At 43.1% G+C, this 21,413-nt stretch carries 20 protein-coding genes; 14 read left to right on the top strand and 6 right to left on the bottom strand.

Annotation, left to right across the window (positions count from 1 at the left end):
• Positions 1-51: 51 nt before the first annotated feature.
• Positions 52-303, top strand: coding sequence for a hypothetical protein (locus FZC79_RS12420; RefSeq protein ID WP_148947113.1), 252 nt, complete (start codon positions 52-54; stop codon positions 301-303).
• A 57-nt stretch (positions 304-360) separates the two neighbouring features.
• Here the strand turns inward: FZC79_RS12420 and qoxD are convergent, their stop codons facing one another.
• From qoxD to FZC79_RS12395, 5 genes are all read right to left on the bottom strand, one after another.
• Positions 361-660: a cytochrome aa3 quinol oxidase subunit IV gene (gene qoxD / locus FZC79_RS12415; protein WP_148947112.1), complete on the bottom strand. Its 300-nt coding sequence runs from the start codon at positions 658-660 to the stop codon at positions 361-363.
• A complete protein-coding gene (gene qoxC / locus FZC79_RS12410) occupies positions 660-1,265 on the bottom strand; it encodes a cytochrome aa3 quinol oxidase subunit III (RefSeq protein WP_148947111.1) in 606 nt (201 codons plus the stop codon). The genes qoxD and qoxC overlap by 1 nt, the downstream gene beginning before the upstream one ends.
• Complete coding sequence (gene qoxB / locus FZC79_RS12405; protein WP_148947190.1) at positions 1,255-3,231, bottom strand: cytochrome aa3 quinol oxidase subunit I; 1,977 nt, start codon at positions 3,229-3,231, stop codon at positions 1,255-1,257. Before qoxB ends, qoxC begins: the two co-directional genes overlap by 11 nt.
• A complete protein-coding gene (gene qoxA / locus FZC79_RS12400) occupies positions 3,221-4,252 on the bottom strand; it encodes a cytochrome aa3 quinol oxidase subunit II (protein WP_148947110.1) in 1,032 nt (343 codons plus the stop codon). Before qoxA ends, qoxB begins: the two co-directional genes overlap by 11 nt.
• 1,151 nt (positions 4,253-5,403) lie before the next feature.
• Positions 5,404-6,816 (bottom strand): LysM peptidoglycan-binding domain-containing protein, encoded by a 1,413-nt coding sequence (locus tag FZC79_RS12395; protein ID WP_148947109.1) that lies wholly within the window; start codon positions 6,814-6,816, stop codon positions 5,404-5,406.
• Positions 6,817-6,955: 139 nt separating this feature from the next.
• Here FZC79_RS12395 and FZC79_RS12390 point away from each other — a divergent pair, with 139 nt between their 5' ends.
• The 7 genes from FZC79_RS12390 (at position 6,956) to FZC79_RS12360 (ending at position 14,628) form a co-directional block, all read left to right on the top strand.
• Positions 6,956-7,591, top strand: a complete 636-nt coding sequence (locus FZC79_RS12390) for a TetR/AcrR family transcriptional regulator (protein ID WP_252183319.1) — start codon at positions 6,956-6,958, stop codon at positions 7,589-7,591.
• Between the two features lie 70 nt (positions 7,592-7,661).
• Positions 7,662-9,872: a YhgE/Pip domain-containing protein gene (locus FZC79_RS12385; protein WP_148947108.1), complete on the top strand. Its 2,211-nt coding sequence runs from the start codon at positions 7,662-7,664 to the stop codon at positions 9,870-9,872.
• 258 nt (positions 9,873-10,130) lie between these two features.
• Positions 10,131-11,144, top strand: a complete 1,014-nt coding sequence (locus FZC79_RS12380) for a DUF3231 family protein (RefSeq protein ID WP_148947107.1) — start codon at positions 10,131-10,133, stop codon at positions 11,142-11,144.
• A gap of 457 nt (positions 11,145-11,601) precedes the next feature.
• Positions 11,602-12,606: a phosphotransferase enzyme family protein gene (locus tag FZC79_RS12375; RefSeq protein ID WP_148947106.1), complete on the top strand. Its 1,005-nt coding sequence runs from the start codon at positions 11,602-11,604 to the stop codon at positions 12,604-12,606.
• Complete coding sequence (locus FZC79_RS12370; RefSeq protein ID WP_148947105.1) at positions 12,606-12,947, top strand: nuclear transport factor 2 family protein; 342 nt, start codon at positions 12,606-12,608, stop codon at positions 12,945-12,947. Before FZC79_RS12375 ends, FZC79_RS12370 begins: the two co-directional genes overlap by 1 nt.
• Positions 12,948-13,104: 157 nt before the next feature.
• Positions 13,105-13,749: a VC0807 family protein gene (locus FZC79_RS12365; RefSeq protein WP_148947104.1), complete on the top strand. Its 645-nt coding sequence runs from the start codon at positions 13,105-13,107 to the stop codon at positions 13,747-13,749.
• A gap of 108 nt (positions 13,750-13,857) precedes the next feature.
• Positions 13,858-14,628 carry a FixH family protein gene (locus tag FZC79_RS12360; protein ID WP_148947103.1) on the top strand — a complete coding sequence of 257 codons (771 nt, stop codon included), beginning with the start codon at positions 13,858-13,860 and terminating at the stop codon, positions 14,626-14,628.
• 63 nt (positions 14,629-14,691) lie between these two features.
• Here the strand turns inward: FZC79_RS12360 and yhfH are convergent, their stop codons facing one another.
• Positions 14,692-14,826 (bottom strand): protein YhfH, encoded by a 135-nt coding sequence (gene yhfH, locus FZC79_RS12355; protein WP_148940787.1) that lies wholly within the window; start codon positions 14,824-14,826, stop codon positions 14,692-14,694.
• Positions 14,827-15,028: 202 nt separating this feature from the next.
• Between yhfH and FZC79_RS12350 the strand changes: the two genes are divergently transcribed.
• From FZC79_RS12350 to FZC79_RS12325, 6 genes are all read left to right on the top strand, one after another.
• Positions 15,029-15,763: an MBL fold metallo-hydrolase gene (locus tag FZC79_RS12350; RefSeq protein WP_148947102.1), complete on the top strand. Its 735-nt coding sequence runs from the start codon at positions 15,029-15,031 to the stop codon at positions 15,761-15,763.
• Positions 15,764-15,785: 22 nt separating this feature from the next.
• On the top strand, positions 15,786-16,772 hold the full coding sequence (locus FZC79_RS12345; RefSeq protein WP_148947101.1) for a lipoate--protein ligase: 987 nt from the start codon (positions 15,786-15,788) through the stop codon (positions 16,770-16,772).
• A 107-nt stretch (positions 16,773-16,879) separates the two neighbouring features.
• Positions 16,880-17,020 (top strand): hypothetical protein, encoded by a 141-nt coding sequence (locus FZC79_RS23170; RefSeq protein ID WP_187442764.1) that lies wholly within the window; start codon positions 16,880-16,882, stop codon positions 17,018-17,020.
• Positions 17,021-17,539: 519 nt separating this feature from the next.
• Complete coding sequence (locus FZC79_RS12340; protein ID WP_148947100.1) at positions 17,540-19,093, top strand: fatty acid--CoA ligase family protein; 1,554 nt, start codon at positions 17,540-17,542, stop codon at positions 19,091-19,093.
• Positions 19,094-19,528: 435 nt separating this feature from the next.
• The gene (locus FZC79_RS12330) at positions 19,529-20,305 is read left to right on the top strand and encodes an enoyl-CoA hydratase-related protein (protein ID WP_148947099.1); all 777 of its coding nucleotides are present in this window, start codon (positions 19,529-19,531) and stop codon (positions 20,303-20,305) included.
• Between the two features lie 907 nt (positions 20,306-21,212).
• On the top strand, positions 21,213-21,413 hold a 201-nt coding region (locus FZC79_RS12325; protein WP_148947098.1), incomplete at its 3' end, for a transposase.

Here is a 21,413-nt window from a genome sequence, read left to right as displayed (position 1 = left end):
TGAACAAACATAAAATAGTATATAAAGGAAAATATATAGGGGGAAAAACGGATGGGAGACAAACATCAGACATTAGCAGCTATTAAATGGTTTTCAGCCGCAGGAACGGCAATCGGATTAGTCTTAGCAATTTACAGCTTTTTTGTAAGCGGTATCACACAGGAGTACTTTCTTTCAATTGGAATCGGTGTGATGGTCGGCTTCATGTTCATCTTTGGAACATTGATTTTCCTGCCTCTAATTGAAGAATTTACGGGGAAAAGCAAGCCGGAAATGACCGGCATGATAAAAAATCGATTATAATCTTTAAAACACAAAAGGCCTGGAGAATAGATCTCCAAGCCTTTTTTAATGAATTTATTAGTGAGCAGCGTGCCCGGAAGTCAATACCCAGATGGATCCGACTACTATGACGGCTGCACAGAAGACAGCATATGCAATGTTTACAATCTGTACTTTACCGTCTTCACCTTCATTGATGTGCATGAACATGAATAATTGAAGGCCCGCCTGAATAACAGCGAGTGTTCCAATCACCCATAAAACTATATTAAAGGATAGAGTTGTTTTTAATGCAACCCAGGCTGCTACAAAGGTAAGGACGAGTGACATGATAAAGCCTGCAAAGTGGCTTATTGGATAGCTTTTTGTCTTTTCCATTACAGCATCATTCCTTTCAAGTAGACAAATGTGAAGATGAAGATCCAGACGACGTCAAGGAAGTGCCAGTACAAACCGATAATGAATACCTTACGGGCAGTCACTGGTGTGAGACCTCTTTTAACAAGCTGGAAGATGACCATGATTGCCCAGAATATACCGAACATGACGTGGGCTCCGTGTGTTCCAAGCAGAACAAACAGACTGGATAGGAAGGCACTTGTCTGCATAGTCGCCCCTTCATGGACATAATGAATGAACTCATTGATTTCCATGAACAAGAATCCGGCACCAAGGCCAAGGGTGACGATCAACCATGTAATTAACCCTTTTAAGTTTCCTTTTCTCATTTCAAAGATAGCCAATCCGCATGTGAAGCTGCTTGTTAGCAGTAATACGGTCTGGATCATGACTTCCTTCATCAAAAAGATATCCTGGTGCCCCGGTCCGCCGGCATAACGCTGGTTGAGTACCGCATAGACTGCAAACAAGGTTGCAAAGAGAACAATTTCAGCACCAAGGAAGATCCAGAAGCCGAGTATATTTAATCGGCTCTGTTCTGTTTGATATTCTAAAGGGAGTGAAGTATCGACTTTAGCTGACATGTTTGTTCACCTCTCCTTTTTTGTTTCTCCAAGAACGTTCTACTTCTTTAATTTCATCAACAGGGATGTAGTAACCGTCGTTGTAATCAAACGAACGGTAAATCAAGCCAGCGATGATACCCAGTGAAGCAATGAGGGTGGCGATCTGCCATTCGAATACCAGGAAGAATCCGGCTATTCCGAAGAATACGCACATGATGAATGGCAAGCCTGAATTGCTTGGCATGTGGATTTTCTTGATCTCAGAATCGCTTAGTGATAACCCTTCGTCATGTTTTTTCATATACCAGAAAGCGTCGATTGATTTCACTTCAGGCTGTTTGGCGAAATTGTAGTACTGAACAGGAGAGGCAGTTGCCCACTCCAAAGTCCTTGCATCCCAAGGATCACTAGAAATATTTCTGTCTGCGTAACGGATGCTCCAGTAAATGTTATAGCAGAATACTGCGAAACCTGCTGCTAGAATGATTGATCCGATAGCAGACAGCAGGAAAAGATTTGAAAAACCTGATTCTACTGAGAATGTGTAAGAACGGCGGACCGCTCCTTTTAGTCCCAGGAAGAACATTGGCATGAAGGTTACGTTAAATCCAATGTTGAATAACCAGAAGTGCCATTTTCCTAATCGCTCGTTCAGCATATGGCCGAACATTTTTGGCCACCAGTAGTACAATCCTGCGAATACCGCATAAACCACACCAGGAATCAATACATAGTGGAAGTGGGCAACCAGGAACAAGGTGTTATGATATTGATAATCGGCTGCACCCATGGCAAGCATGACACCTGTTACGCCACCAATCGTAAATGTCGGGATGAAAGCAAGTGCCCATAGCATCGCGGTGGTCATCTTGATCCGGCCTTTTCTCATTGTAAAGAGCCAGTTGAAGATTTTAACACCTGTCGGGACTGCAATCAGCATAGTCGAAATCGAGAAGAATGAGTTTACTGCAGGGCCGGATCCCATTGTATAGAAATGGTGGACCCAAACGAGCATACTTAATATCGCGATACCGACAATCGCATATACCATTGATTTATATCCAAATAGAGATTTTCTTGAGAATGTCGCAATAACCTCAGAAAAAATACCGAACGCAGGCAATGCAACTATATAAACCTCAGGATGTCCCCATAACCAGAAGAGGTTGGCCCAAAGCATATCACTTCCTCCACCGGATACTGTGAAGAAGTGAGTTCCAAAAATACGGTCCGTTGTCATCAATGCCAAAGCGACTGTAAAGATAGGGAAGGCTGCAACGATAATAACGGATGTAATTAGTGTCGTCCAAGTGAACATCGGCATCTTCATTAATCCCATGCCTTTTGTTCTCATTTTCAAAATTGTAACAATGAAGTTGATCCCTGTCATTAGAGTACCGATACCGGCAATCTGAAGGGCTACTGCATAATAGTTATTCGCAATACTCGGACTGAATTCTTTACCAGCAAGCGGGAAGTAAGAGGTCCACCCTGCATCAGGAGAGCCCCCGATGACAAATGAAAGGTTGAACAGCATCGCTCCGGCAAAGAACAGCCAGAAACTCAGTGCATTCAGCTGCGGAAAAGCAACATCACGGGCACCGATTTGCAGAGGAATCACGACGTTCATGAGACCGATCAAGAAAGGCATCGCCATGAACAGAATCATGATGACTCCGTGCGTTGTGAAAATTTCATTGTAATGCTGTGAGCTTAAAAATTCCATCTCTGGCCTGGAAGTCTGGGCCTTCATCAGCAGTCCGTCGATTCCTCCGCGGAAGAACATCAGAACAGCAGCAATAATATACATAATCCCAATTCGTTTATGATCTACGGTTGTGATCCACTCAGTCCAAAGCCACTTCCACTTCTTCAAATAAGTGATCCCGGCAAGAAGACCAATCATTGTAAGAGCAATCGAAACCTGGGCTCCCAATATGAGGGGGTCGCCCGTTACAAAAAATTCATCCCATTTAATGCCCATGGTGATGGTCACCTCCATCAGAGTCTTCTTCGTCATCATGATCGCCATGTCCGGAATGTTCGTCATCTCCGTGTCCATCATGATCAGATTCATTTTCGTCTTCTTTATTCTTGTAATTATCTTCTTCTTCAAATGTTTTTCCTTGGTAGCCGTTGTAGCGGTAGAGTTCAGGGTTTGTATAAGTTTTTGAATTCATATCCGCATGATTCACCCACGCAAGGTGTGTGTTATTAAATGTCATACGGCCTAGGTGGGTAGGCTTCAGAAGCTCTTCATATTTCTCTTCTGTCAGCTTAGGAGCGGTGTCCTTTACTTCTTCGACCCACTCATCGTAATCGGCTTGAGTTTGAGCCAGAACTTCAAATTCCATTTCGGCATATCCACGGCCGTTAAAGTTTGAGTTTTTCCCCAAATAGGAGCCTGGATTATCGGCTGCCAGGAAGAGCTCCGTTTCCATTTTAGCCATCGCATATTTCTGGCCGCCAAGTGCAGGCACCCAGAAGGATTGCATCGTACTGGCGGAAGTAAGTTTAAATAAAATAGGTGTATCAGCCGGAATATTGACATAGTTGACTGTCTCGATTCCTTCTTCAGGATAACTGAAGATCCATTTCCAGTCGGCGGCCGTTACATGGATGGTAACAGGTTCTTTTTCCTCAAGAGTTTCAGGAACCTCTTCTAAGGCATAAAGAGTTTGAACAGTCGGGATGGTCAAAGCGATAACGATAAGAATTGGAATCCCTGTCCAAATGATCTCAAGCAGTGTGCTTCCGTGTTCTTCAGGAGGCTCATAATCCATGTTCTCGGGTTTTTCCCTGTATTTCCAAATGATATAAGCAAATAATGCGAACACAACAACTACGACGAGCAGCATCCACATTAGTGACCAGTTAATCAGGTCAGCGATGGATCTCGCCACTGGTCCCTGTGGTTCGAATACAACCATATTCGTCTCACAGCCAGTTAAAAAAAGCATCAATGATAATGATAAAAATATTAACAAAGGCTTTAGTGATTTCATCTCTGTTCCTCACCTTCTTTTATAAATGTCACAAATTGTTCAAAATTTGTTCAGCGTTTCACAAACTTACTGAAAAAAATTTATATATGCTTCAGAAGAGCGCTGTTATCATAGTTGCGCCTTCTAGTAAGTGAATAATATCACATGAAGGCTGTTCAATTTGTTACAAAAAAAGTAAGGTTGATTTTTACAATCATCCATTTTCTAATGAAAATACCGTGAAAGCTTGAGACTGCTGGAGTTGAGGTGCTTGAGAAATCTGTGACAAGAATTCGAACGTTTGATTGGGGAGTAATTGAATGGGAGTTTAAAAGAAGAGCGACAGTCAACCTCTGTGATGGAATTGTGAAATTAGGGAGACTAAGCTGCAGGACGAAAACGTTGAGAAGTTTTTAATTTCTTTGCAGCTTTATCAAAAATTAGATCGAACTTCGAGATTCGATCGATGAGTCCTTTTGACGCAACTAAGGTTTTTAGGTCAATAGGGTCGCTCTTGGTTCCCGTTAACAACTCAAGTACTTGGTTTGGGGCACCAAGTATCACTGTAGGTGCCCGTTTACAACTCAAGTACTTGGTTTGGGGCACCAAGGAACACTGTAGGTGCCCGTTTACAACTCAAGTACTTGGTTTGGGGCACCAAGGAACACTGTAGGTGCCCGTTTACAACTGAACTCTTTAATTTAGGGCACCAAGGGTGGCTGTAGGTGCCCGTTTACAACTGAACTCTTTGATTTAGGACACCAAGGATCGCTCTAGGTGCCCGTTTACAACTGAACTCTTTGATTTAGGGCACCAAGGGTCGCTCTAGGTGCCCGTTTACAACTCAAGTACTTGGTTTGGGGCACCAAGGATCACTGTAGGTGTCCGTTTACAACTAAACTCTTTAATTTAGGGCACCAAGGGTGGCTGTGGGTTCCCGTTCTCAACTGAACTCTTTGATTTAGGGCGCCAAGGGTGGCTGTAGGTTCCCGTTCTCAACTAAACTACTTGGTTTAGGGCATTAAGAATCATTCCTTGATGCCCACTCCTGTCTAATGTTACAGGATTTTATGTACCTAAACGCCCCCACTGGAGACGTCTACACTGAAAATGCGCAAAGGCTCCAAAAACACAAAACAAAAGACTGCAGCAGTCACCGCAGCCTAAAGATATCACTCATATTTTTTCACCGCAAAGGTCGCGTGCTGAACCATCCAGTTTTGCGGAAATGCGCTGCCGAGGACCCAATAGCTTACTCCTCTGAGATTATAATCTTTGACGGTCTGGAATTTGGCAGCAATACTCCTCGCATCCTCAAACCAGACTTCATTTTGCTGTCCGCTGTCATCTGTATAGGTAAAGAAAGGAGATTGATAGGTTTCATCATATTGAATGCTTACATTTTCTGAGGCTGCCAGTTCAACTGCTGCCTGCGGTGAGATGGTTTTTGCTAAGGTTCCTTCCACCCACGGGATCCTCCACACTCTTCCATATAGCGGGATACCCATTAAAATTTTGCTGCGGGGAATGGCGGTTACGGCATAATCAAGTACCTTCTTCACTTCACTGATGGGAGCTATCGCCCAAGGTCTTCCGCCTGCCCAGCCCCACTCGTAGGTCATCAATACAACAAAATCAACTATTTCCCCATGTGCCTCGTAATCATGAGCCTCATACAACAGGCCGACTTGGTCTTCCTTAATTTTCGGTGCGAGGGCAGTGGATACCGAATAACCCTCCGGCCTCAGTCTCGCCACGACTCTTCTTAAGAAGGTATTATAATTTTCTCTGTCTTCGGGGTAGACATATTCAAAATCAACATTCAGGCCGCCATATCCTTTTTCTCTGATTCTATCTAAGATGCTGCTAATAAGTATTTCCTGCTTTTCTTCGTTTCTCAGAATCTCCGCAGCGAGGTCTGAATCAAACTTTCGGTTGGCGAAGTTGGTAAGAGTCAGTAAAGGAACAACATTGTTGGATTTGGCAGCAGAGATCAGTCCTGCATCATTTAACTCAGTAATGCCGCCTTCCGAGGTGATAGAATGGGTAAAAGGAGTCAGGTAGGTGAAATAGGATCCAAGATTTAATGCCTCACCGACACCTTCTGCGCCTGTCCTTGTGGAATAGGCATTCACTTCAATTTGGGGCTGTTTTCTGGGAAGCCTGATAATTTGTCCCGCATTGATGGCGGATGGGTTGGCGAGATTGTTCAGAGATGCCAGTTCTGTTACCGTGGAACCGGAGCGGCTGGCGATTGCATAAAGAGTATCTCCGGCTTTAACGGTGTATTCCAGGTAAGGCAGAAGAAGCAGCTGGCCGACAAATAACCGGGTAGGGTCAGTCAGTTGGTTAAATCGGACGAGGCTGGTGAACGGCACCCTGTAGCGTTGAGAGATTGACCATAACGTATCGCCTGGCTGGACAATATACTCCTGTTCCGGTTGTGGAACGAAAAGCGATTGCCCGATGACCAGCTGGTCTGGGTTTTTAAGCTGATTTCCAGCAGATATCTGGTTTATGGGCACCCTGTATTTTTGAGAGAGTGACCACAATGTATCGCCTCTTTGAACCACATGAATGATCATGATGACTCTCCTTTCGAAAATCCTGACTTATTTAACCTATATTCTTCTTCTGCTTGTCCCTATTCTAATAGGTGGCATGAACGCCTGCAGACCAAATTTTAAATTCCATTTGTCATTTGTTATAGGATATGATAAAGTAATGAAAACAAATATGACCGAAATTCCGATTCGGTCATTTGGTCAAGAAAGAGGTGATTCTTTGTCTATAGACCGGAAAAAACAAATCATTGACGCTGCCACTAAATCATTCTCATTGTTCGGCTATAAAGCTACCACGATGGATCAAGTCTCCAAGCTTGCGAATGTTGGAAAAGGAACAATATATAATTTTTTCAAAAACAAAGAAGAGCTTTTTGATGAAATTACAGGGTCTCTCATTAAAGAAATGAAAGAGGCGGCAGAGGGAGTAATCGACCCGGATCATTCCTTCTATGAAAATGTCCATGCAGCCCTGTTCCGCATACTCGAGTTCAGAAAAGAACATCATCTGACCATTAAACTTTTCCAGGAAGAAAGAGAGATGGGGACACCTGCTGTCATAGAGGTCCGAAAGCGATTGGAAGAAGCTATTATCTCCTATATTAAAGTGAAGATAACGGAAGCGGTCGATAAGGGTGAGATCAGGCCATGCAATCCCGAAATCACCGCCTTCATCATGCTTCAGTTGTATGTATCCCTCATATTTGATTGGGAACAAGAGCACAAACCACTCGATAAAGATGAGATAGCGAAGCTGTTTGAAATGTATATATTTGAAGGATTATCTCCAAGATAATTCTTTCTTTTTTGATTACAAGTGACTAAATGTCCAAAATAGTCAATTATTCATATCAGGAGGATGTAAAATGAAATCATCATTATTTTTAGCAGAAATGAAAAGCATTTTTAAAAATCGGAAATTGCTTATCCCGATTCTTGCTGTTATGTTCATTCCGGTTTTGTACAGCGGAATGTTCTTGTGGGCGTTTTGGGATCCATACAGCCAGTTAAAGGATCTGCCGGTAGCAGTCGTCAATAATGATAGTGGAGCAGTCTTTGAGGGAGAAAAAATGAAGCTTGGGGATGAATTGGTAGAGAAGCTGAAGGGTAGCAGCCAATTTCATTTTCAGTTTGTTGACGTAGACGAGGGATATGAAAACCTTGAGCAGCAGGAGTACTACATGCTGGTTGAAATACCTGAAAATTTTTCAGAAAATGCAACCACCCTGCTGGATGAACACCCTGAAAAGCTTTCTTTGAAATATGTTCCGAACGAAGGCTTTAACTTTCTGTCAGCCCAAATCGGTGATACTGCTATCAAAGAGATAAAAGCGAGCTTATCAAAGAGTGTCACAGAGACCTATGCTGATACGATATTTGCAAATATGGAAAAAATGGGCAAGGGCTTTGCAGATGCAAGCAAGGCGGCTGCTGAGCTTAATGAAGGCTCGGGAAAAATTTCTACTGGTGCCACTGACTTGAAGGAAAACCTAACGATGCTGGCTCAAAAAAATCTGGAGTTTGATAGTGGTTTGTCTGAAGTTAAAAGCGGGGCAGAACAACTTGCGGCCAAAACGAAAGAACTGTCTGAAGGGCTCGGCAGGATTTCAGGTGGATACAGCGAGCTTTATCAAGGAGCTGAAAAGCTTAATACGGGTGCAGAGGAAGCTGCTGCAGGAGCTGACCGGCTCGAAAGTGGTACAGGTCAAGCTGCAGCCGGGCTTGGAAAGCTGATTGACAGCCATGAAGAATTAAAGGGTGGAGCCGGAAATGTCGTTGATGGAGCGGCCTCTCTTGAAAAAGGTGCTTCCGAAGTTCATTCGGGTGCTGTCGAACTCAGTAAGGGAATGTCCAGCCTTGACCAGGCATTGACACCAGTGCTGGAATCTTTGCCTGAAGAAAAGCGTGCTCAGCTTACGGCTTTAATAGAAAACTTGAAGTCTGGAAGCGGCAATCTTGAATTGGGAACAGCCGGATTAACCACGGGTGCTTCTGAACTTCAGTCTGGTGCCTCACAGCTTCAAGACGGTCTTCAGCTATTTGGCAAAGGCAGTACTGAATTAAACACTGCTTTCTTAGAGTTGCAAGAAGGTGCAGGCGCGCTCTCCCAAGGTACACAAGAACTAGCTGCAGGCCAGTCCGAGTTTGCGGCTAACTTTTCCATGGCAAATGAAAGCCTGGCAAGTGCCGTATCCGGATCTCAACAAATCGCTTCAGGAGAATTCGAGCTTCAAACTGGATTATCGCAATTAGAGGATGGTTCAGGTAAATTAACTCAGGGATCACAGGATCTTGCGAAGGGTTCAGCCCAACTTGAGGAAGGCACGGTATCCCTTTCCAAAGGGACAGCACAATTCAGCGAAGAAATGAAGAAAGTTGATGATCAGGCGAATTCAATCCAAACCACTGAGGAAACAACGGATATGGTGGCTGAACCGGTGGAAGTGGAAAAACAGGCGGTGAATCATGTGCCTAATTACGGAACTGGTTTTGCTCCATATTTCCTTTCCTTAGGTTTATTTGTAGGGGCATTGTTGATCTCGATTGTCTATCCGCTCCGCGAACCTGCTGCTGTACCTGCTTCAGGTTTCGCCTGGTTCAGAGGGAAGCTTGCGGTCTTGGTCGTGTTTGGTGTTATCCAATCCCTGATTGCGGACAGCATTTTACTATTTGGGTTGGGAATAGAAGTTCAAAGTGTACCTTTATTCATAGCTGTGTCGATTGCTGCCAGCCTTACATTTATTGCTTTAGTTCAGGCTTTGGTCACTATCCTTGGTGATCCGGGAAGGTTTGCAGCTATAATCATATTGATACTGCAGCTGACGACAAGTGCTGGTACGTTCCCACTCGAATTGATACCTGCACCGTTACAGCCGATAAGCGCTTTACTTCCGATGACTTATTCGGTAGCGGCCTTCAAAGCAGTCATTTCAAGCGGTGATTATAGTTTCATGTGGCAGAACATGGGCATTCTAGCCGTTTATTTTCTAGTGTTTATTACACTGACAGCCATATACTTCTCAGGATACTTCAAGAAGACGTATAACAATGAAATTGTAGAACCCATAACTAGTTAGGTCCCAAGCGGCATTCTAGAGACCCATGCTAACTCAGATGCAGGGAGAACTCAGAAACTTTTCTGAATACGAAGAACCTCATATAGACGCTGTGTTTGTTCAACGACAGACACAGCTTTTTTATTACTGTTTTCTGTCAAAAAAGCCGAAATATGAAAGAACATCCGGGTCTATTGGAGGGGTTGGAAGAAAATTTACATTTTAAAGAGTGTTGCCGGTAATAATAACTTTATGAATTGAGTCCGACGAGGTGACCTTATGGAAAATAAGCATAATACCGATCTAACATCAGCTGAAATTGCCATGCTTTGGAATACATATATGGCGGACACGATGGCATACTGCATACTGCACCATTTTCTGAAAACAACTGATGATAAGGGGATTGACCCTGTTATCAAGTTTGCTTCAGATATTGCCAAAGAACATATCGAAGTCATTCGTGAGCTTTTTATTAAAGAAGAATTGCCTATACCGAATGGATTTGCGAAGAACGATGTCAATTCTGAAGCCCCGAAGTTGTTTTCAGATGTAACCTACTTAAGATATATCCACCATGTCGGAAGGAGCGGATTGAATGCCTATTCTCTTGCTAAAGGTGTCCTGGCAAGAAGGGATGTCAGGGATCTGTACAGCAAGTGGCTCCAGCAATCCAATGAGTTATTTGACAGAGCATGTGAGATCATGCTCGAAAAAGGTGTTTTCATCAGGTCCCCTTACATAGCGTATCCAGAGCGGATCGAGTATGTAACAGATGTTGATTTCATGGGAGGGATTTTTGGAGAGAAGCGGCCTCTGCTGGCAATGGAAGTTGCCCACCTTGGGACAAATATTGAAGTATCAAATGTTGCCAAGACGCTTCTTATGGGATTCGGTCAGGTAGCTCATTCAAGAAAGGTGTCAGATTACTTTAAAAAGGGATATGATGCCTCCAAAAAACATAATGAGAAGTTCATCGCCTGTTTAAAATCAGATGACTGTTCATATCCTTCTACTTGGGATTCAACGATTACATCTTCCACAGAAAGTCCTTTTTCAGATAAACTCATGATGTTTCAGATTTCGGCGCTGAACTCAATCGGCATGGGTGATTACGGAATGGCGCTTGCCTCCTCTATGAGAAAGGACATAGCCCTGCTCTATGAAAGATTGATTGTAAATCTTGGGAAATACGCAGATGAAGGGGCTAAACTCATGATCAGGCAGGGGTGGTTTGAAAAGCCTCCTCAGACACTTGATAGAGAGAAACTTCGTAAGCAGTCAAAAAAATAATACACAAAAAATGACATTTAAGATAAAATAGATTTGTTGGGAAATTATACTAAAAAGGAGGCTGATATTGTGGTACCAAATAAATTTAAACCAGAACGAAAGAACACCGATATCCTGTATGAGTTCTCCTTTTCATGGAGATAACATAGTTTTGGCTCTGGAATGGAGGCTGTCGGAATGATTGGCAGCCTTTTTTAGATGATAAAAAAATCATATAATTCATCTGGTTGGATAACTCTTAACTATGTTCTCCCGTCAGCTTCAGCGCCCGAGTGTCTGTACCCGCCGTAACGGACTCATCCCCTTGGATCAAAAACCCAAGAGAATACAAGGTGAGACCACCTTTTTTTCTCTTCGGAACATGTGCGTGTTGAAGTTGACCGGGACACTTACTTATGTGAGCTGAAATCGGTGCTCCTGACTTCTTTCCGTTCTGCAAAACAGGAGGAAAATAGTAATGATGAAACTCTCTTTAATGCGGGATTTCCTGCATTCGCCCTTCCAAGAAAAATGGGTCATAAGTGCCCTTGAATTATGGGAATACGAAAAGGGTTCTGTGAAATTTATACGAGCCAGCAGTAATTTCGTTTATTCTTTCAAAAGAGGAAATGCCTCATTTATCCTACGGATTACCCCTGCTGAGGACAAGGAAAGACTGGAAAGGGAACTTCAGTTTCTTGATATTTTAAGTACGAATAGGATAGCGGTGAATACACCAATCCTCTCGGTCAATAGCAAGTTCATAGAAGAAGTGCAGACAGAATGGGGCACTTTTCATGCTGTGGCTCTGAATTTTATTGAGGGATCCCATCATGAAATGGAAAAAATGGGTGATAAGCAATGGATTGCCTGGGGAAAAGCATTGGGAAGCATTCATCATGTGTCGAAGAGATCGGGCGTCTTAAAAGATATGCGTAAAATGGAAGACTTGTTAAATATAACAGTTCCCGAACTCCCGTCAGCAGTTCAAATGGAAGAGAAAGTTCTCGGAGAATGGCTGTTGAAGCTTCAACATAATGATGATATATATGGGCCAATTCACTTTGATTTTGAATTGGATAATATTATCTGGCAAGAAGACCATCCGCAATTCATAGATTTTGAAAGCGGTGTGGAAGGATGGTTCGCAGCTGATATCTGCTTTGCTCTAAGGGACCTTTTCGAAAGGGACAGCAGTCTGCAAAGCAGGGAATTCCTTCTGTTTATAGAGGGGTACCGCCTTATCTGCACACTGTCTGATGAGGAAGTTTTAAAGATTCCTATGTTCCTAAGACTGCATAATTTGATCATGTTTAAACAGTTGAAAAAATCGTTGGACGTTGTTATTGACTCCGGGCAGCCTCAGTGGGTAAACGATTTAATAGTCAAATTGGAAAATAGACTGAGATGGTACGGGGAAGGTATCGAAGCTGCAACTGCTGGAAAAGCAGCTAAAGAAGAATATGGAAGGCAGGGCCGATAATGAACGCAAAGGCAGAAGAACTGGCACAAAAGCAGCTTGACGCATATAATGCCCAAAATCTGGAGGCGTTTCTGGAATGCTACAGTGATGATGTGATGGTCATGGAATTTCCCTCGAACAACATGATGTATCAGGGAATTGAAGAGATGAAGGAGCGCTATGGCAAAATGTTTCGCGAAAATCCTGATAATCATGCCGAGCTCCTGTCCCGCATTATAAAAGAGAATATTGCTATTGACCATGAACATGTCACTGGCAGAGCAAATGGCAGGGAGAGCTTTGCCGTTGCGATGTATGAAATTCTGGAAGATAAAATAAATAAAGTATGGTTTGTGGTTTAACCGGCAAAGCAGGTTTTTATACATTTTAAGAAATTCCGTCCGATGTCAGGGCGGAACTTTTTTTTACATAATTATGAAACTTTTGAAGTCCTGTTCCGTACGCTTACTAATTGGGAGTGGGTAAGATTTACATTTAATTGGAGAAAGGATTTTTCACATGAAGAAGAATATAGTACTGCTTGATCTTATTTTTTATGCAGCTCTTCCACTGCTTTTCTGGAATTTTTTGAGGGATGTTACTGGTGATTACTACGCGATGCTGCTCTCTTCTGTGCCTGCGATTCTCTATACTATATACCGCTTCTGGGAGATGAAGAGAGTTAATATTTTCGGAATTTATATTATATCGACTTTAGTGATAGGCACCCTCGTTGAAGTACTAGCCGGCTCTGCCATTCAACTTCTTTGGAATAATGTTTATTTCAGCATTTCAATGAGTCTGTTTTTCTTGATCACTATTTTACTAAAGAAACCCATCACTCTTTATTTCGGTCTTGATTTCGCTGAACTTCAAGGGTATGACCGCCAATTCAGCAAGAAGCTTTACGAACAGAGTCGGATTTTTAGAGTGTTTCAGTGTATCACCTTTGTTTTCGCGCTGAGGAGCGGGGTGCTGGCAGGTGTCAATGCGTGGCTGATTACCGAGTACGGAGTGGAAGCATTTGATAAGGGCATTTTGCTTAAACAGGCCTTCAGCTGGATTATGACCGGAGTTACAGTTGCTGGTTTCTTGTATATTGGAAAAATGATTAAAGATTCTCCGGATTTAATTGAAAAAGTTAAAAATGACCTATCTCTGTGAAACTCAGTATATGTTTAAAAATTGTAACAACTGCCCTATACTTATGGAAGACTGAAGCATTACACTAATAAAAGATTGAAGAATACAAGTTTTCAGGAGGAAGCATAGATGAAGAAATTACTGCCCTTTTTATTGATATTAGGCATTATGCTATTGGGAGCCTGCGGCAGCGGGGGAAATAACCATGAAGATCACGGAAATGGCCACTCAGGTGAGGAAGGCGGATTAACCGCAATCAGTGCTGACCTGAGTGTTCCTGATACAGCAGAGCCTGGCGAAACAGTGGAATTCAGTACACAAGTGACCCAGGGGGAAGAGGATATTACCGACGCGACAGAAGTGGAGTACGAGATTTGGAAAGAAGGACAAAAAGAAGACAGTGAAATGATTCAAGCAGAAAATCACGAAGATGGACATTATACGGCTGAAAAGGCGTTCGATGAAGATGGTGTATATCATGTACAAGTCCATGTGACTGCTAACAATATGCATACAATGCCGAAGAAACAAATTGCTGTTGGAAATGCAGAAGTCACGGACCATGAATCACACTCCTCTGAAGAGGGAGATCATGATCATGGACACAGCGAAGTCTCCTTTCATTTAATGAAACCTGACACGATTAAATCAGGAACTGACACTGAATTGACAGCCCAACTCGAAAAAGACGGGAAACCTCTGGAAGCAGCTAGTATTCGCTTTGAAATCTGGCTGGAAGGAACGGAGGATCATGCCTGGGTTGAAACCCAAGAATCCGAGGCAGGAAGCTATAAAGGGAATTATGAGTTTGCGGAGTCTGGTTTGTATCATGTAACAATTCATGCGGAGAATAATGAAGGCCTTCATGAACATTCAGAGGAAGAAATCACCGTCGAATAGCAAAAAAGCTGAAGCGAGATCATTCGCTTCAGCTTTTTTGTTTTTCAACAGCGATACCTGTTTTTACAGCTCGTGATCGGAAAGACAGCCGTCGCAATGGTTGCCGTAGCATTCATGTTGTTCATCGATATTCTCTCCGCACTGTACACATTGTTTCTTAGGTAAGTTCCTGAAAAATTCCACTACATTCGTTAACATGTTGATCACCCTCCAGTTTTAGTATACCCCTTTGTTATATAACTGTTTTATTTATTTATTATATTGTATTATAACAGAAGTCGTTTCGTCAATTGAATTTGTATTGAAATTCAAAAATAATGAAAAAATAGGCGTATTGCAGTATAGTGGACATAGGATGAAAATCATTCTCATAACAGGGATGCCGAAAGGAGAGAGTTCATTGAAATTGACTGTAATAGGCCATTGGGGCGGCTACCCAAAGAAGAATGAAGCCAGCTCTGGCTATCTGTTGGAAGAACAGGGATTTAAACTGTTGATTGACTGCGGAAGCGGTGTGTTGTCCTTTCTGCAGGAGCATGTGGAAGCACACGAGCTGGACGCTGCCATCTTATCTCATTACCATCCTGATCACACAGCCGATATCGGAGTTCTTCAGCATGCCCTTTTAATTCAAAAGTACTTGGGAAAACATAATAAATCACTGCCGTTTTATGCTCACAAGGAAGACAAGCAGGGCTTCGAGTCACTTACATACAAGGATCTGATGGCAGGTATAGAATACAATCCCGAAACAACCTTAAAGGCAGGTCCCTTTTCCATTTCTTTTTTACGAACCAAGCATCCTGTGCCATGTTACGCAATGAGAATTGAAGCAGGAGGCAAAACCCTTGTTTACACGGCAGATTCAGCTTATCAGGAATCTTTCATCCCTTTTGCAAAGGATGCCGATCTATTCCTTTGTGAATGCAATTTCTATGGAGACATGGATGGAAGCGGAGCAGGGCATATGAACAGCCTCGACAGCGGCAGAGCCGCAAAAGGGGCAGGCGTGAAAAAGCTTGTGCTCACCCATCTGCCTCATTACGGAAACCTGGATAATCTGGTGCAAGAAGCCAAAAGTGTATTTGGTGGAGAAATCCTTCTCGCCCACAAAGACTTACAGCTGCACATCTAACGATTTTAAGGAGGATATTTATATGAAGTTCATAGACAATAAAGGCATTACAGATCCGCGTATAAACCTGGCAATCGAGGAGTACGCTTTGAAAAATTTGGATATCGATGAAACGTATCTGCTGTTCTATATCAATGAACCTTCGATCATCATTGGAAAAAACCAAAATACAATAGAAGAAATCAATACCGAGTATGTTGAGTCCGAAAACCTGCATGTTGTCCGCCGTCTTTCTGGAGGAGGAGCGGTCTATCACGATCTCGGCAACTTGAACTTCAGTTTTATAACGAAGGATGACGGAGAAAGCTTCCACAACTTTCGTAAATTTACCGAGCCGGTGATCAAGGCTTTGAAAAAATTAGGAGTGAATGCTGAACTCAGCGGCAGAAATGATATTGAAGCAGAAGGCCGTAAAATCTCCGGCAACGCCCAATTCTCAACAAAAGGAAGAATGTTCAGCCACGGAACACTGTTGTTTGATTCTGAAATTGAAAATGTTGTTTCTGCCCTGAAAGTCAGAAAAGACAAAATCGAGTCCAAGGGTATTAAATCAATCCGCAGCCGTGTAGCTAACATATCTGAATTTCTTGAAGAGAAGATTTCCATTACTGAATTCCGCTCTATGCTGCTTCGCTATATATTCGATGTGAATGAAATCGAAGAGTATGAGCTAACGGAGGAAGATTGGAAAAACATCAATGAATTGTCTGAGGAAAGATATGGAAACTGGAATTGGAATTACGGGAAATCACCGAAATTCAACCTTCAGCATTCTCACCGTTTTCCAGTCGGTTCCATCGATATCAGGCTGGAAGTGAATAAAGGGCTCATCGAAAACTGTAAAATTTATGGCGATTTCTTCGGTGTCGGCGATGTGAGTGACATTGAAAACAAGCTGATAGGCTTGAAATATGAAAAGGCTGAGGTGGAGCATGCCCTGGAAGGTGTGGAAATTCCACACTACTTTGGGAATGTCACCAAAGAGGACATCATCAACCTGATATACTAATCAATGAGGCATTCCTGTCACCGCTTTTTTTCTGAAAATAGGTTATTTCTTTTTGCTTATGGATAAAACATAGTAAAGAGCAGATTTGAAGAAAGTGGTGAATTCAAATGGAAAGAGCTCAAGTGAAACGATATTGTGAAAACGATAAGAAAGAAACGATTCATGATGCTGTCGAAGATGCGCTTGAAATTCAGTATAAGTGTACAGTTTGCGGCAAGGAAGAACAGGTTGTTAAAAATTTCTTTTGATAAGGCTGTTTTTCGCTTCTGATTTAAACGATATGGATTTCCGCTCCATGCGGACGACTCCGCGGGGCGGGCTGTGAGCCTCCTCGGCTGCGCGTTTCACCTGTCCCGCAGGAGATCGTACGCCTTCCGCATCAATCCTTCTACCTAAAGGGGGATAAAGGTGAAAACACATTCTATAGCAGTAATTAAATTTGATAGAAGTTTTTTCTCAAAGGGGAGCAGTTCATTTCTTTTGTTTTAACAGAGTATGAAGCCTTTATCTTACGAAGTTGATATGAATTAGCAACAAGGTTTACGAATAGAGTCTTTTATGAATAAAAAACGTATGGACAGTCCATACGTTTTTTTATTGTGCTCCTGAATTGCAGAGTAGAATTTCTCCATTATGTGGTTTTAATTAGTTAAAATATAGTAGAGTGCTTGTATTTTATGTATTCTTTATATAAAATATATTTTGAAAACTTATAATTTTTAGATGAATGATGATTCATTCATCTTTTGGAAAAGGGGAGGGAGAATATGAATCTTTCAGCACGATTGGAAGAATCCGCAAAGGTCCATGCAATGAAGCCGGCTTATTATTTTATGGGGCAGTCGAGTACATATGGGGAATTGAATGGCGCCGTTAATAAATTTGCCAGCGGACTTGAAAAGCTTGGGCTTGGCAAAGGGGATCATGTAGCACTCGTTTTGGGGAATTCACCTCATTTTATTATCGCTTTATACGGAGCGATGAGAGTTGGAGCAACAGTCATTCCGATCAATCCAATCTACACGCCTGACGAGATAGGCTATATCATGAAAAATGGGGATGTCAAAGCCGTCGTCACGCTGGATATTTTGCTTCCGCTTGTTGAAAAAATGCATCATCATCTGCCTGAAGTGGAACATTTCATCTATTGTGAAACAGGAGATGAAAGAGCAAAGGGCATCCAGCCTGAGCAGCTGTCAGCTTACCCTAAAATGAAATCGTTTACAGAGGTTGTCGGTTCCGGAGATCCTGGATTCAGGGGGCCTCAATTAGTTGAAGAGGATACAGCTGTAATCTTATATACCTCAGGTACGACGGGGAAACCAAAGGGTGCAATGCTGACGCATAAGAATCTGTATTCCAACGCAAGGGATACCGGGGAATATCTTAAGATGAATGAAGACGACAGAGTCATCACGACACTTCCAATGTTCCATGTGTTCTGTTTGACAGTTGTTTTGAATGCACCGTTAATGACAGGCGCGACGCTGCTGATCGCACCAAAGTTCAGTCCGCAGGATATCTTTAAATTGGCAAGAGAATATCAGCCGACCGTCTTTGCGGGTGTGCCGACAATGTATAATTTCCTTTATCAGTATGAAGAAGGAAATCCAGAGGACTTCTCCACGTTAAGGCTGTGCATTTCAGGAGGGGCTTCGCTTCCGGTAGCTCTCCTGAAAAACTTTGAAAAGAAATTCAATGTTGCCATTTCCGAAGGGTACGGCTTGTCAGAGGCATCACCAGTTACCTGCTTTAATCCGCTTGACCGGCCTAGGAAAGCAGGGTCTATCGGTACATCTATCGTGAATGTTGAAAACAAAGTTGTGGATGAGCTGGGCGAAGAAGTACCTGCAGGTGAAGTGGGGGAACTTATTGTCAGGGGGCCTAATGTCATGAAGGGCTACTACAAACTTCCAGAAGAAACCAATGCAAGCATCCGCGATGGCTGGCTCTACACAGGAGACCTGGCTAAGATGGATGAAGAGGGATACTTCACAATAGTCGACAGAAAGAAAGACATGATCATTGTCGGAGGTTATAATGTTTATCCGCGTGAGGTGGAAGAAGTACTGTACAGTCATCCCGAGGTAGTCGAAGTAGCGGTAATCGGGCTTCCCGACCCTGAGATGGGTGAAGCGGTGAAGTGCTTTGTGGTGAAAAAGAACAGTGAACTTACAGAACAGGAACTGATCGCGTATTGCAGTGAGCACTTGGCTAAGTACAAGCTTCCTGGATCGATCGAATTCCTTGAAGAGCTTCCTAAGAATACAACAGGGAAGATTCTGCGCCGAGCATTAAAACAGCAAGTCGTTCAGTCTTAATACATTTGGGCTTGTTTCCGGAGGCAGAGCCGTCGGAAACAAGCCTTTCTTTATTGAGGAAATTATAAAAGCTGCCGATGTGAGCAGCTTATAGCTTTATTATCCGCAGCCCTGCTGGAACAGACTTTTAGCTGAAAACACCTTAAACAATAAAAGGAAAGCCCGCCTTTTTTCTCTGAGGAACATTTGCCTGTCGGTGCTGGGCAAGCCGCTTACGCTTTTGTTTCGTCCAGCTTCAGCGGCTAGCCCCTCGGGATCAAATAACCCAAAGAGAATAAAAGGAAAGCCCGCCTTTTTTCCTCTTTGGAACATTTGCCTGTCGGTGCTGGGCAAGCCGCTTACGCTTTTGTTTTTAGAAGAAAGGGTTTAGACAGGTTTTGTCGAAAGAGTGTATGGAAGCGTTTTATTTAGAATTACACAAAGGGGGATACATACTTGGAATCCATTTTGTTGGAACAGCGTGAACACTTGGGGATCGTTACGATCAACCGGCCTGATGCCATGAATGCTTTTAACTACGATACACTTCTTGAACTGGAGAAGATGATTGAATCCATCCGCATCAATCCTGATATCCGGGTTGTGATATTTACAGGATCGGGAGAAAAAGCTTTCAGCGTTGGAGCTGATTTAAAAGAAAGAAAAAACCTGACCGAACAGCAGGTGAGAAGAAATGTCATGAAAATCGGTGATGTGTTTAATGGGGTATCCACTCTACCTCAGCCAACCATTGCGGCGATGAACGGCTATGCTTTTGGGGGCGGCATGGAACTCGCTCTCTCCTGTGACTTCAGAATTGCTGTCAGCGGCACTACCATGGGACTGACAGAAACGAGCCTCGCAATCATCCCTGGTGCAGGAGGAACGCAGCGCCTTCCGCGTTTGATAGGTGAATCCAAAGCTATGGAACTGATTCTGACAGCTAAAAGATTAAAATCCGAGGAAGCCCTTGAGATAGGCATGCTGACTAGAGTGGCATCACCGGAGTCGTTCATGGATGAAGTAATCTCATTTGCGGGTGAAATGCTGTCCAATGGACCCGTTGCCCTTCAGCAGGCCAAGTTCGCCATCAAAAACGGCATGAATACAGACCTGCAGACTGGCCTTCAAATAGAAAGAAAAGCTTACGAAATCACGATTCCTACTGAAGACCGTGTTGAAGCCCTGGCCGCCTTCAGTGAAAAACGGAAGCCGCAGTTCAAGGGGAAATAATTCATAAAGAGAAGCATATTGTTTTGGATATGCTTCTTTTTATGTGGATAAATCGCTGACTTTTTTGGAGGTGGGCGGCCGCCTGATTGTCCCTGCAAGTTTTGGTATCTAGAAGCCCTTTGAGACCAGTTCGCTTGGAAATCCGCTTGGAAGTGGTCGCCAGGAAGACTTAAGAGACCAGTTCGCTTGGAAATCTGCTCTGAAGTGGTCTCAAGGAAGGATTTAGAGACCAGTTCGCTTGGAAATCCGCTCCGAAGTGGTCTCTAGAAAGGCTATAGAGACCAGTTCGCTTGGAAATCCGCTTGGAAGTGGTTTTTAGGAAGGCTATAGAGACCAGTTCGCTTGGAAATCCGCTCCGAAGTGGTCTCTAGAAAGGCTATAGAGACTAGTTCGCTTGGAAATCCGCTTGGAAGTGGTTTCTAGGAAGGCTATAGAGACCAGTTCGCTTTAGAAACTGCCCCGAAGTGGTCTCAAGGAATGCTATAGAGACCAGTTCGCTTGGGAAACTGCCCCGAAGTGGTTTTTAGGAAGGCTATAGAGACCAGTTCGCTTGGGAATCCACTCCGAAGTGTTCTCAAGGAAGGCTTTAGAGACCAGTTAGCTTGGGAATAAACTCCGAAGTGGTTTCTAGGAAGGCTATAGAGACCAGCTCGCTTGGAAATCCGCTCTGAAGTGGTCTCTAGAAAGGCTATAGAGACCAGTTCGCTTGGGAATCTGACCCGAAGTGGTCTCTAGAAAGGCTATAGAGACCAGTTCGCTTGGAAATCCGCTTGGAAGTGGTTTTTAGGAAGGCTATAGAGACCAGTTCGCTTGGAAATCCGCTCCGAAGTTAAGTTAGTCTAAAAAGTGGACACAGGAAAATGGTAATAAGTTAGAATATAACTATCATTTATAAGGACGTGTTCACATGGGAAAACATTACTCATCCGAATATAAAGAGTATGTATGTAAAATGGTTGCGGAGGAAGGAAGAAAAGCTTCAGAGGTAGCTTATGAGCTGGAGATCCCTTACACCACGATGACTAAATGGGTACGGAAATATAAAAAAGACATTCAAGCTCAGAACAGTAAGCATGACTATGTTACGCCTTCTGAGTTTGAGAAGCTC

Origin of the sequence: Rossellomorea vietnamensis, assembly GCF_008180615.1 — a bacterium.
Lineage (GTDB): Bacteria > Bacillota > Bacilli > Bacillales > Bacillaceae_B > Rossellomorea > Rossellomorea vietnamensis_D.
The sequence above is the reverse complement of the archived record's forward strand: the minus strand, read 5'-3'. Positions and strand labels throughout refer to the sequence as shown.